The following is a 16,196-nucleotide window of genomic DNA, read 5'->3' as shown; positions in this document are numbered from 1 at the left end:
AAGGAAGAGTCATGACACCACTTCGAATCCCCGTCGCCATCGTTTCGCTTGCGGTTTTTTCACTGTTTCTGTCGGGCTGCAAAGCCAGTGACGTAACCCCGGAATCCGGGGAGCAGAAGGTTTCAGTGCGTGTGTCAGAGGTTACCGGCGGTGAACGCCAGGATATGCCTCTGCGGTTTTCAGGTATTGTTCGCGCCACCCAGCGCGCGACGCTGACATTCCAGGTCAGTGGCACCCTCAGGGAGCGGGTGGTGGAGCTGGGCCAGAAAGTGCAGGCCGGTGATCTTCTCGCCCGGGTCTACAACCCCGGCCTGGAGCCGGCCCGGGATTCTGCCCGGGCCCGGCTGGAAGAATTGCGGACGCAGTATCAGCAGGCCCAGCGGGAGTGGGAGCGCTCCAGACGGTTGCATGAGCGTGGCGTTGTATCCGAACAGACACTCGAGCAGCTTGCAGCGCGGCGGGATTCCCTGGAAGCCAGCGTGGCAACGGCACGAGCGTCCCTCGCCGAGGCAACCCAACTGCTCGAAGAGAGCACTCTGCGGGCTCCCTTCTCCGGGCGGGTAGAGGCCCTGCTGGTTGAACAGGATGAATTTGTTGCCGCCGGTCAGCCGGTGATGCGGCTGTCCTCTCCAGAAGGGCGCGAAGTGGAGGTGCGGGTACCCGCCTACCTGCTGGATCACGTGGAACTGGAGCAGACGTTGCCCGTCTGGTCGGTGCAGGATCGCAGTCAGCCGCCGCAAACCGGTTCGGTGGTTGAAATCGCCCAGGCAAGCGCCATTCGCGGTGAGTTGCATCCGGTTCTGGTGAGCCTTCCGATTGACACGCTTGAGCCTGGAGCGCCCGTGGAGGTTGGGATTACCCCGGTGCGGGAATCCGCGCTCACGGTTCCGCTGCTTTCGGTGATTCGCAACGCCGAGGGCGTCAGCGTATTCCGGGTTCGGGATAGTGTTGCCAACAGGGTCTCGGTAGAAGTCGACCGGGTTGTCGGGGAACGAGTGGTTGTTACCTCCGATGATCTGTCTCCCGGTGATCAGGTGGTTTATGCCGGAATGACACGGCTGGCGGACGGTGATGCCGTGGAGGTGCGCTGATGACCCGCCGGCTTCTGAATTGCCAGCGCCTGCTGGGCATGGTTGTGACCATGCTCTGCCTGCTTGGTATAGCTGCGTACAGCACCATGCCGCGACAGGAGGATCCGTCTTTTCCATACCGTGCCGGCCTGATCAGCATTAATTATCCGGGAGCCAGTGCCGAGGCTGTCGAACGTCTGGTACTCCGACCCCTGGTGGATGAGCTGCGTCAGGTGGAGGAGGTGGATTATACGCAATCCACAGCCCGTACCGGTGTAGCCATCGTTCGTCTGCGCCTCAATGACGATATCTACGACACCGACCCCGCGTGGGACCGGGTGCGCCAGGCTATGGAGCGTGCAAAGCAGGACTTTCCGGATGATGTGGGGCGGATGGTGCTCGACGATCGACTGATCGATATTCCCGCCATTGTCATGGCCGTGGGTGGTTCACCCTCGGTCACCGAATTGTCCGATGTTGCCGAGCGGCTGAAGCAGAATCTCTCGGATCTACCCGGTGTGTCGCGGATTGAGCTGGAAGGCGATGCCGACGAACAGATTACCCTGGCCCTGGACGATGCCGCGCTCTACCGCCTTGGCATATCCCCGGCGCGGGTGCTGGACACGCTGGCACGCCGAAACCAGACCATTCCCGGTGGCTTCGTCGTGGTGAACGGCCGCCGCCTGTCGGTGCTTCCCAACAGCGAGTTTGCCGATATCGATGCCATCCGGGCTACACCCATCGAACTTCCGGATGGCTCCCAGGTACCGTTGGCTGCGGCGGCGGATGTGTGGCGCGGGCCCGTGGAACCGAGACAGCCGGAAACCTGGTATGACGGCGAGCGGGTTGTTCTGGTCTCCATCATCATGGAAGAGGGCACCACCGATGCGATCCGTTTCGGTGAGCGGGTGCGTGAACGCATGGAGCAGATTCGCGGAGATTTCGAACCCTACGAGATCCGCGAGATGTTCTTCCAGCCAGACAAAGTACAGGAACGACTCGACAACCTGGCCTGGAGCCTGGTGCTCTCGGTGCTGATTATCGTGGCGGTGGTCTTCACCGGCATGGGCATCCGGATGGGGCTGCTGGTGGCCTCGATTCTGCCCATGGTGGCCCTGATCAGTGTCGGGCTCTACGATCTTGGCGGCGGCGTGCTGCACCAGATAGCTGTGATCGGCATGGTAATCTCCCTGGGCATCCTCATCGACAACGCCATCGTGATTGTCGAAAACATCCAGGGGCATCTGGATGAGGGCATGCGCCGGCTGGATGCCCTGCGCAAAGCCGTCAGTGAACTGGCTGGCCCGCTGGGAGCCTCGACGGGCACCACGCTGGCGGCCTTCGCACCCCTGCTTCTGGCCAAGGGCGGTGCCGCTGACTTCACCCGCGGCGTGCCGGTGATGATCATGCTGACACTGTCCGTCAGCTATCTGCTCGCTATTTCCGCCGTTCCGCTGCTGGCGGCCCGATTCCTGAAACCCCGGCGCAAGGCCGGCCAGGACCGATTGATTGGCGTCGCCCGCTTCCTGGGGAGTCTGGTTTCCCGTTATCCCGGGCGACTGATTGCCGCCGGTGCCATCCTGGTGGCTATCAGTGTTGCGATGACCCCCTTTATGGCCCAGCAGTTCTTCCCGAATGCCGATCGTCCCCGGGTGATTGTTGAAGTCTATATGCCCGAGGGCACCGACCAGGCTCGCACGGCAGAGGCAACCGAAGGTCTGGAGCGAATGATCCGCTCACAGCCGGATGCGCTTGAGATTCATCGGTTCGTGGGCTTCACCGGACCGTCTTTTTACTACAACCTGCAGCGCGCGCCCCAGGCACCGAACCGGGCCCGGTTGGTCGTCACCACGCCGACGCTGGAAGACACCACCGGCATGATTCGCTGGATCCGCGCCCACGTGAAAGCCGAGATGCCGGAGCTGGATGTCACCGTGGGTATCCTCGGGCAGGGGCCCCCCAGAGCTGCCCCGGTGGAAATCCGCGTCTACCACGCTGACGACGGCTCGCGAATAGAAGCGGTGGAACAGATTTTCGGCATCCTGCGAGGTGTTGAGGGTACGGTTGACGTCCGCCACGACCTGGACATCGGCGTACCCAGCATTGCCATCAACGTGGACGACGCCACCGCGGCCCGATATGGCCTTACCCGAGCGGATGTGGCCCAGAGCCTGTACGGCCAGAGCTTTGGTGTGGTTGCCGAGCGCTATCGCCAGGAAGATGACCCCATTCCCCTGGTGCTGCGTTCCCGTGAGGGCACGGCCCTGTCACTATCGCGATTGCTGTCTGTGAATATCTACAACGACCGCGGCGACGCCGTACCCCTGTCAGCCGTGGCCACCGTGGACACTACGTGGGAACCGGCGGCCCGATACCTTCGGGATGGCGTGCGTATGAACACCGTCACCGCGAACCTCGAAACCGGCTACAGCTTCAGCCAGGCCCTGGATGGCCTGTACGCCGGCCTTGAGAAAAATCCGTTACCGCCCGGCACCCGCATGGCCATGGGCGGCGATGCCGAAGGCTCCGGTGAAGCCAACACAGCTCTGCTCACCGCAGCCCCTATTGGCATGTTGCTGCTGCTGTTTTTCCTGCTGCTGCAGTTCAACTCCTTCCGCCGGGTCGGCATCATCCTGCTGACGGTGCCACTGGCCACCGTCGGTATCTTCCCGGGGCTTGTGCTGTCCGGCTCACCCTTCGGCTTCCAGTCTCTGCTGGGCGTGATTGCCCTGGTGGGGATCGTGGTGAACAACGCCATCGTTCTGCTGGATGTGATGGACCGGGAACTGGAGAAAGGACGTGACATTCGCGACGCCATGCGCAACGCGGTAGAGCAGCGCACCCGACCGATCCTGCTGACCACCGCAACCACGGTAGCTGGCCTGCTGCCGCTGGCGTTCTCCAGTTCGACACTCTGGCCACCCATGGCCTGGGCCATCATCTCCGGCCTGCTGGCCTCAACAGTGCTTACATTGCTGGTTATACCGGCTGTGTGTACCCAGCTAATCAAAGTCAGCGTGCCGGAACCCGAAAACGCCCCGGCCTGAGTCGCTGAAACTGGGGTCAGCTGAAGCTCTCACCTGACCCCGTTTTTGGCCGGATCAACAGCCCGACTCGATGGCCGACCGGCACCTCCGGATTTGGAAACACAATCGCCTCCGGCGAATGCCCAACCCGATAGCTGGTCTCGTCATCCTCCCAGACCACCGTGCCCGGCGGGTAGTCGGTGAAATTGGCCACATCGTCCGGAATATGAAACCGGAAATTCTTCCCGGTATTCAGAATCTCATGCACCACCTCGAATACCGTCAGGTGATCAAACGGCGGCTGTGGGGCAGATGAGGGTAGCCCCCGGAACCGCCGTCGCAAGGCATCCCGGATACCTGAAAAACGCCCCAGATCATTCTGCCCGAACGGCCGAACCTTACCCAGCTCCACGGTAAAACTCTCGGCCTTCAGCAGCGACGACGAAAACGACGAAAACGTCGTACCCGCTTTGTGCTGCAGCAAAAGCGTCTCCACCTCCGCCTCCAACAGAAATTCGCACTGCTCTGACGGAACGGTCCGCCCCTCAACATACGGATACAAGGCAAACCGCTCACGGTGAGAAGGTCGAATCGCCGTGTGCAGATCATAGTGATAAAGCGCCTGTGGATTCGCCATCGCAAACTGCCGGCACGCCTCCTCAAGCTCCTGCGCCCGCGCAGCCTCGGCCAGCCCCTGATACTCGCTCCGCCCGTGGGCACCATCAAACAGCCGGTTAAGGTTCACCTCCAGAAACCGCTTCCCAGCGACCATCGCGGGTGGGTTCCCAAGAATCAGCAATACCGGACAGGCAAGTTCCCACTCGCCCTCGACCAGCTCGGAAACCAGCCCGTTCAGAACCTCAATCGGCGCCGTTTCATTGCCATGAACACCGGCTGAAACAATGATCGCTTCGGCATTCGGGTTGTTGCGGTCAGCGGGTGGTGCAATGTCCAGAACGCCAACAGCCTTGCGGCTGATACGGGTGCCATCGGGGAGGAAAGTCTTTGTTTCCGGGAGTGAGGCATTGGCGTTGTCGAGCGTCTGGGAGAGCCAGTCTGAATGCGTTCCAAACAGATCGTGTTTTGCTGACATAGGATCCCCGAACCAGGTCTGGGGGCGGGCAGGGTATTGCCTCCCGGGAATGTCTGAAGCCATGGATGGCTTCAGTCAAGCGCACATGGGTGAGGCCGAGCGCTTATGAAGCAAAGCTTCATGCGACAGCCGAACGGCAGCAATCTGTGATTGCTGACTGGACCCGCGTGCGGGTGCTCGTAGCGGTTCCCGGGAGGCAATACCCTGCCTGCCCGGACACTGAAGTATGATTTTTGCAGACTTAGCCGCTAACCGGCCGCTGATGCTTCAGCAGATGGTTTTCCAGTTTGCGGAAAGCGAACACCAGAATAAACGTAAGCGCCATATAGCAAAGCGCCACAAAGATAAACGCATCAAACGGCGCATAGAACCGGGAGTAAATGTTACGGGCCGCCCCGGTCAGATCCACGATGGTTACCACACTGGCAATCGCACTGGCATGCAGCATGAAGATCACCTCGTTGGAATAGGCCTGCACCGCCCGTCGCGCTGCACTCGGCAACACAATCCGCCGCATCCGCATAAACCAGTTCATGCCATAGGCCTTGGCCGCTTCAATCTCGCCATTGGGCGTGGACACAATCGCGCCCCGGATGATCTCCGTGGTATAAGCCGCCGTGTTCAGGGTGAACGCCAGAAGGGCCGGGTAGAAAGGCTCCCGGAAAATCTCCCACCAGAAGGTCTCCTGGATGCCGGGAATCTGCGCAATGCCGTAATAGATGATGTAAAGCTGGATCAGCAACGGCGTACCGCGGAACAGATAGGTGTAAAGCCAGACCGGACCGGACACGAACGGATTGCGAACCGTCCGCAGGATGGCCAGCGGAACCGCCACCAACAAACCGATGACCAGGGACAGGAACACCAGATGCACGGTCGTGACCATGCCATCCCAGTACTCCATGAGGGTCATGGCGGTAAAGATTTCGTTCTGGTTCAGCCACTCGGCAATGAAATCAGGCATCTGTTAACTCCCCTGAACCACGCCGACATTGGCCCGCTTGTCGAGCCACTTGATGAACAATTCCGATCCCGCCGTCAGGGCCAGATACACTGCCGCTACTGGAATAAAGAAGTGGAACGGCATGCGCTCCGCCTTGGCAGCTTCCTCGGCCACACGAACCATATCAGTGAGTCCGATAATTGAAACCAGGGCGGTCGTCTTCAGCAGAACCTGCCAGTTGTTACCCAGGCCGGGCAGGGCATGGCGCAGCATTTGCGGCAGCATGATTCTGCGAAAGGTATGAAGCCGGGTAAAGCCGTAGGCCCGTGCCGCTTCAATCTGGCCCTTTTCAACCGCCAGGAAGGCACCCCGGAAGGTTTCGGTCATGTAGGCGCCAAAGATCAGCCCGATCGTTACAACGCCGGAGATGAACGGGTCGAACTGAAAGAAAAAGTCGATTTCGTAAACTGCCCAGAGGTAATCCGAGAGCATATTCACTGCAACCTGGCCGCCATAATAGAACAGCAGCATCATCACAAGGTCTGGCACGCCACGAATCAGGGTGGTGTAGGTGGTTGCGATACCTTTGGCTACCCGGCTTTGCGACAATTTGGCAGACGCGCCAATGAGTCCCAGGGCAACCGAGAGAGCAAGAGACAGGAAGGCCAGTTCAATGGTGACTACTGCCCCTTCCAACAGGGCCGGGCCATAGCCTTTCAGATCGAGCATGGGAGTGTCCGGTAAGCAGGGGCGGCCCTGATGGGCCACCCCTCGGCAGATTTACATCTTGATGTCGTAAGCGAAGTACTTCTGCATGATGGTGTCGTAGGTGCCATCTTCCTTCAGGGTGCGAAGGGCAGCGTTTACTTCGTCTGCAAGATCGGTGTCGCGCTGGCGCATGGCAACACCCACGCCTTGACCCAGCTTGACCGGCTCACCGACTTCCTTGAAGCCGTCTTTGGAGAGCACGGTTTCTTCACCCACCGGGTAGTCTACGAACACGACATCCAGACGCTGACCTTCCAGGTCCAGAACCATGTCATCAGCAGTGGTGTAGCGTTTGATGGTAACAACGCCGCCCATGTTTTCTGTGACGTAGGTGTCCATGGTGGTGCCACGCTGAACACCAACGGTCTTGCCTTCCATCGCGCTCATGTCAGTGACGTCAGTGTTGAAGCTCTCAGGTCCGAACCAGCCGCCCGGGGTGTTGTAGTACGGCTCGGAGAACAGAACCCGCTCTGCGCGCTCCGGCGTAATGGACATGGAAGACATGATCAGATCGAATTTACGTGCCAGCAGGCCCGGAATCATTCCGTCCCACGCCTGAATTACGAATTCGCAGTTGGCATTCATTTCCTCGCACATGGCTTCAGCCAGCTCTACTTCAAAGCCGGTCAGGTTTCCGTTCTCATCTTTGTATTCAAACGGTGCGTAGGGCACGTCGAATGCGATGCGGAGATCCCGCTCCTGGGCTTGTGCGCTACCAGCAATCAGGGCGAGGGCGCAGCTTGCTGCAAAAATCATTTTCTTCATGTGTCACTTCTCCAGTGGTTTGCCTTTTGGGCTTTATTTTTGATGGAAGTTTTTGGTTCCAACATTTTATTTCTTCACCGGTTCAAGATAGCACCGAGTGTCAGAAGTTGGGAGTCAGGAACTGTTTCATGCGTTCCGAATCCGGGTGATCAAACACTTTCTCGGGGGTACCCTGTTCCTCGATCACGCCCTGATGCAAAAACAGGACCTGACTCGACACATCCCTTGCGAATGCCATCTCGTGGGTGACCACGATCATGGTTCGGCCTTCCTCGGCCAGGCTTTGCATAACCTTCAGTACCTCACCGACCAGCTCCGGGTCCAGAGCCGAGGTGGGTTCGTCAAACAGCATGACTTCCGGTTCCATGGCCAGGGCGCGGGCAATGGCTGCACGTTGCTGCTGGCCACCGGACATCTGGGCCGGGTAGTAGTCCTTGCGTTCGTAGATGCCCACCTTGTTCAGGTAGGCTTCGGCACGCTCTATGGCTTCTTTCTTGGGAACCTTGAGCACGTGAATCGGCGCTTCAATAATGTTCTCCAGCACGGTCATGTGGGACCAGAGATTGAAGCTCTGAAACACCATGGAGAGCTTGGCACGGATCAGTTCAACCTGTTTATTATCCGCCGGGATACGTTCGCCCTTACGGTTGGTTGTGAACCTTATTGGGTCGCCGTGCACGATAATGTCGCCGGAGGTGGGTGTTTCCAGCAGGTTGATGCAACGCAGGAAGGTACTCTTGCCGGAGCCGGAGCTGCCGATCAGGGAAACCACATCGCCTTTGCGGGTCTCCAGTGAAATACCTTTGAGCACTTCAAGCTGGTCAAAGGTCTTGTGAATGTCCCTGCAGATCAAAGGCGCTTGGTCCGCCATGGGTGACTCCTGGGGCTGTAATTCAAAGGCGCATGTTTTACGGACTGTGGATGCGGAAATCAATCCCTTAAAGGGAGCGTTTTACCGAATTTCACTACCGTTCGCTGCATGACATTGTGGTCGAATGATTGTTCAATGCAAGCTTTTTGCCATGCTCAGGTGCCGGCCCGGGAATATTCATTAGCCGCTTCCTGGTTGACTGGTAGGCGGATGAGGGTGCCGCCATCCTTTTCCATGTCGCGCATAGCTTCGCTCACGAAGCGGACATGAGCTGTGGCCGCCTTCTGAGCTGTGGCCGCTTTTCCGGCAATGACGGCTTCATAGAGCTGCCGGTGCTGGCGGACGATTTTCTTGCGCATTTCTTCTCTTGGATTCAGGTTGGCAACCGATGCCTGGACGGTCAACAGCATCATGTTTTTCAGGCTATTGAGTACATGCACCAGAACCGGATTGTGGGAGGCCTCAACAATCGCCAGGTGAAACCCGTGGTCGAGCCGGGCATTGCTGAGGGGGTCCGTGTCTTCCAGGGCGCGGAAGGCCTTGGTGATGCGATGGCGATCAAGCCGGGTCGCCCGTTGTGCGGCGAGGTAAGCGGCCTGACCTTCCAACTGCTCCCGTACTTCCAGGAGATCGAACAGTGTTCGAGGGTGCCCCTCGAAAAGATGCATCAGCGGGCTTTGTTCCCCCAGCTCGTCTGCTCCGGGAACCATGCTCGCAACAAACGAGCCCTTGCCGTGGCGGGTTTCGATCACACCGCGACCCTGAAGCTCGTGCAAGGCCTCCCGAATGACCGCGCGAGACACACCCAGACGCGTTGCCAATTGTCGTTCGGACGGTATCTTCTGCTCGGGAGCCAGCCCACCATCGAGTATGAGGCGCTCAAGCCGGTATGAGATTTCCTGGGAGATTGCCATGTGAGTGCCTGTGTGCGCTCTCTGGTCTGACCAGTGATTGCTTCTGATTAATCATTTTTCCTTTACTGACTACTATGCGTCCGAGCCCGTTAAATATGGCTGATTCAGCGTATTTCGTCCATTTTTAATGCCTCAAAAACTGGTCAGACCAGTGCTGCCCGAACTGGACTAAACACGGATTGCCTACGAATATTCTTCTAATGTCGGCTCGAGCCGGCGTTGCTTCAACGTTGATAACAACAAAGCCAACGGAGACGTTTCGATGAATTCGAAGAATAACATCCGAACCAAATGTGACACCGGCGAGACCCCACCTCGCAGAAGTTTTCTCAAAACCGCCGCCATGGGCGCTGCTTTGGCGGGCGCAATGCTGATGGGCGCAGGCCAGGCCCAGGCTGCAACCACATGGAAGATTCAGTCCGTTTGGGACGCCGGTACTGTGGGCTACTCGTTGTTCGACGAGTGGTGCAAAAGTATTGAGGCCAAGTCTGGCGGCGAGCTGAAGTTCCAGTGCTTCCCAGCCAAGGCTGTCGCCGCCGACAACAACGCACTCTTTGACGCGGTGCGTAACGGTGTTCTTCAGGGCATGAACCCGTTCACGCTGTACTGGTCAGGAAAGATTCCTGCTTCCGTGTTCCTGTCCTCCTACCCTGCAGGTCCCGACCAGCCTCACCATTGGGACACCATGTTCTACTCCATGGGCATGCTCGAAAAGACCCGGGAAATCTACAAGAAGTTCGGCCTGTTCTACGTTGGTCCTATCCAGCACGACGCCAACATCATCCACTCCAAGAAGCCGGTTAACAGCCTTGAAGATCTCAAGGGCATGAAGATCCGTGTGCCGGGTGGCATGGTGGCCGAGGTGTTCCAGCAGTTCGGCGTTTCTACCGTCAGCCTTCCGGGCTCGGATATCTTCCCGGCACTGGAGAAGGGCACCATTGACGCCGCGGACTACGTAGGCCCCGCGGTTAACTACGAACTGGGCTTCTCCCAGGTGACCGACTACATCATCTTCGGACCTCCCGGGGTCATGTCCATCTACCAGCCGGTAGACCTGATGGACCTGACTGTCAGCATGCGTGCCTGGAACTCGATTTCCCCGGAGCTTCAGCAGCTAGTTGAGGACGAAGTGCGCATCTATTCCCAGAAGCACTATCTGGCTATCCAGGAGCGCAACATTGAGGCCATGGAGAAGTTCAAGGCAGAGGGTGACACGGTTACCCGCCTGAGCCAGGAAGATCTGGAAACCTGGCGGAAGGCTGCGATTCCCATCTGGTTTAACTGGGCGAACAAGAACGAGGACGCACGTGCCATCCTCGATATCCAGCTTGACTACATGATGAACGAGACGGTGGGTTACATCACGGAAGAAGACGTTGCGGACTATCAATAAAGTCTGACCATTCAACAATAACGATAAACGGGGAAGGCAGGGTTAGCCGATTCTGGATTAACTCTCCCTTCCCCGCTCTTTGATCTAGGTGGTAACAACATGTCTGATCTGAGTGCATTTGGCTTTGTCATGCCGCACTGGTTCTACTGGGGCTGGCTTGCCGTAATGCCACTGCTCATGATGGCTTGGGACAAGTGGAGCAGCAAGCATGGCGGGGATGAGGCCGAGCCCGAGAAAACGGTTTCCGAGTTACAGTCTGAAGAAGATGATCCGCTTGCTAAGTTTGAATATGAGGGTAACTGGTTTACGAAAATCGTTGACTGGATGTGCGAGAAGTCAGGCCTTTTCGTTGCGTTCTGGACCATCAACGCAGTGCTGTTCTATTTCTTCGAAGTGGTAATGCGTTACCTCTTCAACATGCCAACGATCTGGGTGCACGAGGCCAGCTTCCTGATTTTCGGTATGCAGTACATTCTTGCCGGCGCTTTCGCGCTGTTGCATGGCGCTCACGTGCGGGTGGATGTTGTCTACAACTTCCTGCCGGTTCGCGGGCGAGTGGGCATGGATATTTTCACTTCCATGTTCTTCTTTATTTTCGCGGCGGTTCTGGCCATCACCTCCTGGACCTTCTTCCAGGACTCTCTGATGATGCAGGAGACCACTGTCGAGACCTGGGGCATTCAGTACTACCCCGTGAAAGGTGTGATGTTTGTGGGCGCAATCCTGTTGCTGCTCGCCGGTTTTTCCAAACTGCTTAAAGACATCGTTCTGTTCATTCGTCTCGGTCAGGAGCGCACATCATGAGTTCTACTACTGCAGCGCCCAACAACGGCATGGCCGGGAAGCTGGGCACTTGGTTAATGATCATCGCCACCGTTGTGCTGGCGTTTGTCATCTGTGTTGAGTTGATCAACATTCTGTTTTACGACCCGTGGAGTGACGAGAAATTTCTCTTCAAGCTCTCGGGTAGCCTTTCCGGCGTAGAAATCGGTCCGTTGACCTACCTGATGTTCGGCTCCCTTGCCGTCGCGCTGATGATGGGTTTGCCCCTGGCTTTCGTGACCGGTGGCCTGGGTGTCATGTTCATCTATCTGGTGGGTGACGCCATGATGCTGAATATCGTCCCCGGCCGGATCTTCCCGCTGATGGCCAACCCGGACATCGCGGCGATTCCCCTGTTCATCTTCATGGCATCCATGCTTGAGCGCGCGGGCCTGATCGAAGAGATGTTCAGCGTGGTATACAAGTGGATGGGTGGCATCAGTGGCGGTCTTGCCGCTGCAACGATTGTCGCGTCAACGATTCTGGCGGCGATGGTGGGTGTTATCGGCGCCGCCGTTGTCACCATGGGCATCATCGCGCTGCCGGCCATGCTGAAGCGGCATTACGATCACAAGATTGCCATCGGCTCCATCATGGCAGGCGGCACCCTGGGTATCCTCATTCCGCCTTCGATTCTCGCTATCCTGTACGCAGTAGTGGCGCAGCAGTCTGTGGGCGAGCTTTACCTGGGCTCGCTGTTGCCAGGCTTGCTGCTCTCAGGCCTGTACCTGACCTACGTGCTGGTTCGCAGCTGGATAAACCCGAAGCTTGGGCCGCCGATTCCGCCGGAAGACCGGATCAGTCTGAAAGAGAAGGTTAAGCTTCTCGGCAACCTGATCGCGCCTCTCGCGCTGGTTGGTCTGGTTCTTGGTTTGTTGTTCGGAGGTATTGCCACGCCGGTTGAAGCCGCAGGTATCGGCTCGTTCGGTGCCATCATCGTTGCGATGATGCACAAGAAATTCTCGATCGCGGGTCTGCGTGAAGCATCTGTGACCACCGCAAAAGCATCCGCCATGGTTCTCTGGATCATGTTCGGTGCCTCGGTGTTCGTGGGCTTCTACATCCTCCAGGGTGGTCAGCAGTTCGTAACGGACGCGATTCTTGGCACCGGTATGTCTGCCTACGGCATCCTGTTCCTGTTGATGGTGCTGCTGGTTGTACTGGGTATGTTCCTTGACTGGGTTGGTATCCTGTTGCTCGCGGTACCCATCTTTATTCCGATCGTGAAAGCGCTGGAGTTCCCCGGCCTGTTCGGCTTCCCACCGGTTGCCGGTGACGACGTGGTGCTCTGGTTCGGTGTGTTGTACCTGGTGAACATGCAGATGTCTTTCCTGAGTCCGCCGTTTGGTTACGCACTGTTCTACATCCGTGGCGTTTGTCCCCCGGAAATCTCCATGGGTACCATCTTCAAGTCATCCCTGGTGTTCCTGGCGATTCAGGCGTTCGGACTGTTCATGTGTGTTCTGATTCCCGGCATCGTGACCTGGCTGCCAGGGCTGGTTTACGGCTAATCAAATCAAGGAGTAATGCTTTATGTTGACGATCAAACGACTGGACCTTGCCGACGCGCGCATCCTCATTGAGGGCGCTGCCGAAAAAGCCCGCGAGATCGGTGTGCCCATGTGCATCGCTGTGGTGGACGAGTCCGGCAATCTGGTGGCCTTCGAGCGTATGGACGGCGGCAAGATCACCAGTGTGACCATTGCCCAGGACAAGGCCTTTACCGCGGCTGCGGCCAAGAAGGCCACCCATGACTACAACAAGGTGAACGTGCCCGGCAGTCTGGCCTTCGGTATCCATACCGAAGTGGGCGGGCGTATCAGTTCTGTCGGCGGTGGCCTGCCGGTGATCGTCGACGGCGATGTGGTGGGTGGTATCGGCATCAGTTCCGGTACTCCCCAGCAGGATATGGACTGTGCCCAGGCCGGTCTCGACCACTTTGAAACAAAACGTGGTTGATGACTGTCACACAGACGTAATTCATACCCAGAGAATGCTATGACTACCAAGCCAAAAGTCAGCAAAGCAGAGCTGGCGGAGCAGTTCCGGGCGTTTATCGACCCGGACTACGTCATCACCGATGACGAGACCATGAAGCCCTACGAATGCGATGGCATGTCGATGTATTGCGAGATGCCGTTGCTGGTGGTGCTGCCGGAGACCGTAGAGCAGGTGCAGCGAGTGATGCGCATCTGTAACGAAAACGCAGTGCCGGTCGTGGCCCGCGGTGCGGGAACCGGGCTCAGTGCCGGTGCCATGCCCAACAAGGAGGGCGTGGTGCTGTCGCTGGCCAAGTTCAATCGCATCGTGGAGATCGATCCGCTGGCACGAACGGCAAGGCTGCAGCCGGGGGTTCGGAACCTCGCGATCAGCGAGGAGGCGGCCCAGTATGGCTTGTACTATGGCCCGGATCCTTCGTCGCAGATCGCCTGCACCATTGGCGGCAATGTGGCGGAGAACTCCGGCGGCGTGCATTGCCTCAAGTACGGTTTGACCGTGCACAACATCCTCAGTGTGGAAATGGTCACTGCCGAGGGTGATGTGGTGACTGTGGGCAGTGATGGCCTGGACAGCTGCGGCATGGACCTGCTGGCTTTGATGACCGGCTCGGAAGGTCTTCTGGGCGTTGTTACCGAAGTGAAGGTTAAGCTGCTGCCGAAGCCGGAAGTGGCTCAGGTTGTCATGGCCGGGTTTGATGACGTACAGAAAGGCGGTGACGCCGTGGGTGGGATCATCGCCCACGGTATCATCCCCGGTGGTCTGGAAATGATGGATGGCCACGCCATTATCGCGGCGGACGACTTTGCCCAGGCGGGCTACCCGAGGGATGCCAAGGCGCTGCTGCTGTGTGAAGTGGACGGTACCGAGGAAGAGGTCCACGAGCATATTGCCGAAGCCGAGGAAGTGTTCCGCAAACTGGGTGCCACGTCGGTACGAACCTCGCAGAGTGAGGAAGAACGTGCCCTGTTGTGGAAAGGCCGTAAGTCGGCGTTCCCGGCGGTGGGCCGGATCTCTCCGGACTACTACTGCATGGACGGTACCATTCCCCGCCGCGAGATCGCCTACGTGCTCACGGAAATGGAGAAGATGTCCGAAGAGTTTGGTTTGCGTGTCGCCAACGTGTTCCACGCCGGTGATGGCAACTTGCACCCCCTGATCCTTTTTGATGCCAACGTACCCGGCGAATTCGAGCGCACCGAAGCCTTTGGCTCCCGCATCTTGGAAATGTGTGTGGAAGTGGGGGGCTGCATAACCGGCGAGCACGGTGTGGGCGTGGAGAAAATCCGCCAGATGGCGGTGCAGTTCAACGACGAGGAGCTGCAACAGTTCCACGACGTGAAGGCTGCGTTTGACCCTGCCGGTATCCTGAACCCGGGCAAGGGCGTACCGGCCCTTCGTTTCTGTCAGGAATATCGCTCCCTTGAGCACAAACAACACACGCACGAGCAGACGGAAGCCGCCCATGGCTGATATTTCCCAACAACTGAAGGAGCAGGTGCTCCAGGCCCGGGATAGCGGGCACAAACTCAACATTGTCGGCGGTGGCACCAAGGCCTTCATGGGCCGGAAAGCCGACGCCGATGCCGGCACCCTCAACGTGGGCGAGCATACCGGCATCGTGGATTACCACCCGGTAGAGCTGGTGTTGACGGTTCGCGCCGGCACGCCGCTGAGCGAGATCGAAGCCACTCTGGCCGAAGAAGGCCAGTGCCTGCACTTCGAGCCGCCGCATTTCGGCGAGGCCTCCACCATCGGCGGCACCCTGGCCTGTAACCTCTCTGGCCCGGGACGCCCCTGGGCGGGCTCGGTGAGGGACCAGGTGCTAGGTATCCGGCTGCTGAATGGCAAGGGCGAGCCCCTTCGCTTTGGTGGCCAGGTGATGAAAAACGTGGCGGGTTATGACGTATCCAGGCTCCAGGCCGGCGCCCTTGGCACTCTGGGTGTGATCACCGAAATCAGCATGAAAGTGATGCCGAAACCGGCGGCCTCTCTGACCCTGGTTCAGGAGATGGGCATGGACGAGGTGATTCACTATATGAATAGCCGTGCCGCCGAGCCCAAGCCTATCACGGCCGCCTGCTGGGTAGACGGGAAGGTATATCTGCGCCTGGCCGGTGCCAAATCCGGAGTGGAAGCCACGGCTGAAAAATGGACCGGCGAGGTGATGGAGCAGGGCGACCAGTTCTGGCGCCAGGTGCAGGACATGCACCATGAGTTTTTTGCCGGTAATGACGTGCCGCTCTGGCGTTTTTCGGTGGGTTCGACTGCCGAAACACCGAAGCTAGAAGGTAACTGGTTTATCGACTGGGCTGGTTCCCAGCGCTGGTTCCGGGGCGCCGGGGAACTGAAAGACCTGGAACCTGCCGCCCGTGCTGCCGGTGGCCAGGTGAGCCTGTTCCGTGGTGGCGACCGCAGCGGTGAGGTGATGCACCATCAGCCGGAGGCCCTGAAGGGGATTCAGCGCCGTATCAAGAATGCCTTCGATCCGGACAATATCTTCAATCCCGGACGTTTATATAGCTGGTTGTAA

General features: G+C 58.4%; 14 protein-coding genes. 8 read left to right on the top strand and 6 right to left on the bottom strand.

The window, feature by feature from the left end; translation table 11 throughout:
- The first annotated feature begins 11 nt into the window (after positions 1-11).
- Together GJU83_RS06130 and GJU83_RS06125 are read left to right on the top strand one after the other, a co-directional pair.
- Entirely contained in the window at positions 12-1,091 is a 1,080-nt protein-coding gene (locus GJU83_RS06130) for an efflux RND transporter periplasmic adaptor subunit (protein WP_153633938.1), read from the top strand.
- Positions 1,091-4,117: an efflux RND transporter permease subunit gene (locus GJU83_RS06125; RefSeq protein WP_069181882.1), complete on the top strand. Its 3,027-nt coding sequence runs from the start codon at positions 1,091-1,093 to the stop codon at positions 4,115-4,117. Before GJU83_RS06130 ends, GJU83_RS06125 begins: the two co-directional genes overlap by 1 nt.
- A gap of 16 nt (positions 4,118-4,133) precedes the next feature.
- Here GJU83_RS06125 and astE read toward each other — a convergent pair whose 3' ends face one another.
- The 6 genes from astE to GJU83_RS06095 all read right to left on the bottom strand — a co-directional run bounded on the left by astE (position 4,134) and on the right by GJU83_RS06095 (position 9,450).
- Positions 4,134-5,189 (bottom strand): succinylglutamate desuccinylase, encoded by a 1,056-nt coding sequence (gene astE / locus GJU83_RS06120; protein WP_153633937.1) that lies wholly within the window; start codon positions 5,187-5,189, stop codon positions 4,134-4,136.
- 241 nt (positions 5,190-5,430) lie between these two features.
- The gene (locus tag GJU83_RS06115; RefSeq protein WP_069181880.1) at positions 5,431-6,153 is read right to left on the bottom strand and encodes an ABC transporter permease; all 723 of its coding nucleotides are present in this window, start codon (positions 6,151-6,153) and stop codon (positions 5,431-5,433) included.
- A 3-nt stretch (positions 6,154-6,156) separates the two neighbouring features.
- Positions 6,157-6,861, bottom strand: coding sequence for an ABC transporter permease (locus tag GJU83_RS06110; RefSeq protein WP_069181879.1), 705 nt, complete (start codon positions 6,859-6,861; stop codon positions 6,157-6,159).
- A 51-nt stretch (positions 6,862-6,912) separates the two neighbouring features.
- Complete coding sequence (locus GJU83_RS06105) at positions 6,913-7,665, bottom strand: transporter substrate-binding domain-containing protein (protein WP_069181878.1); 753 nt, start codon at positions 7,663-7,665, stop codon at positions 6,913-6,915.
- A 100-nt stretch (positions 7,666-7,765) separates the two neighbouring features.
- A complete protein-coding gene (locus tag GJU83_RS06100) occupies positions 7,766-8,536 on the bottom strand; it encodes an ABC transporter ATP-binding protein (protein WP_064230039.1) in 771 nt (256 codons plus the stop codon).
- A gap of 155 nt (positions 8,537-8,691) precedes the next feature.
- Positions 8,692-9,450, bottom strand: coding sequence for an FCD domain-containing protein (locus tag GJU83_RS06095; protein ID WP_153633936.1), 759 nt, complete (start codon positions 9,448-9,450; stop codon positions 8,692-8,694).
- A gap of 343 nt (positions 9,451-9,793) precedes the next feature.
- On the opposite strand from GJU83_RS06095, the gene dctP reads away from it, so the two are divergent.
- From dctP to glcE, 6 genes are all read left to right on the top strand, one after another.
- Positions 9,794-10,843, top strand: a complete 1,050-nt coding sequence (gene dctP / locus GJU83_RS06090; protein ID WP_205632635.1) for a TRAP transporter substrate-binding protein DctP — start codon at positions 9,794-9,796, stop codon at positions 10,841-10,843.
- Positions 10,844-10,942: 99 nt separating this feature from the next.
- Positions 10,943-11,647 carry a TRAP transporter small permease subunit gene (locus GJU83_RS06085; RefSeq protein ID WP_069181875.1) on the top strand — a complete coding sequence of 235 codons (705 nt, stop codon included), beginning with the start codon at positions 10,943-10,945 and terminating at the stop codon, positions 11,645-11,647.
- Positions 11,644-13,176 (top strand): TRAP transporter large permease, encoded by a 1,533-nt coding sequence (locus tag GJU83_RS06080; protein WP_153633935.1) that lies wholly within the window; start codon positions 11,644-11,646, stop codon positions 13,174-13,176. The genes GJU83_RS06085 and GJU83_RS06080 overlap by 4 nt, the downstream gene beginning before the upstream one ends.
- A 22-nt stretch (positions 13,177-13,198) precedes the next feature.
- A complete protein-coding gene (locus GJU83_RS06075; RefSeq protein WP_069181873.1) occupies positions 13,199-13,624 on the top strand; it encodes a GlcG/HbpS family heme-binding protein in 426 nt (141 codons plus the stop codon).
- 39 nt (positions 13,625-13,663) lie between these two features.
- Positions 13,664-15,136, top strand: coding sequence for an FAD-linked oxidase C-terminal domain-containing protein (locus GJU83_RS06070; RefSeq protein WP_153633934.1), 1,473 nt, complete (start codon positions 13,664-13,666; stop codon positions 15,134-15,136).
- The gene (glcE, locus tag GJU83_RS06065; RefSeq protein ID WP_153633933.1) at positions 15,129-16,196 is read left to right on the top strand and encodes a glycolate oxidase subunit GlcE; all 1,068 of its coding nucleotides are present in this window, start codon (positions 15,129-15,131) and stop codon (positions 16,194-16,196) included. The genes GJU83_RS06070 and glcE overlap by 8 nt, the downstream gene beginning before the upstream one ends.

The sequence above is a fragment of the Marinobacter salsuginis genome, assembly GCF_009617755.1.
GTDB lineage: Bacteria > Pseudomonadota > Gammaproteobacteria > Pseudomonadales > Oleiphilaceae > Marinobacter > Marinobacter salsuginis.
This window is presented reverse-complemented; position numbering and strand designations above follow the sequence as displayed.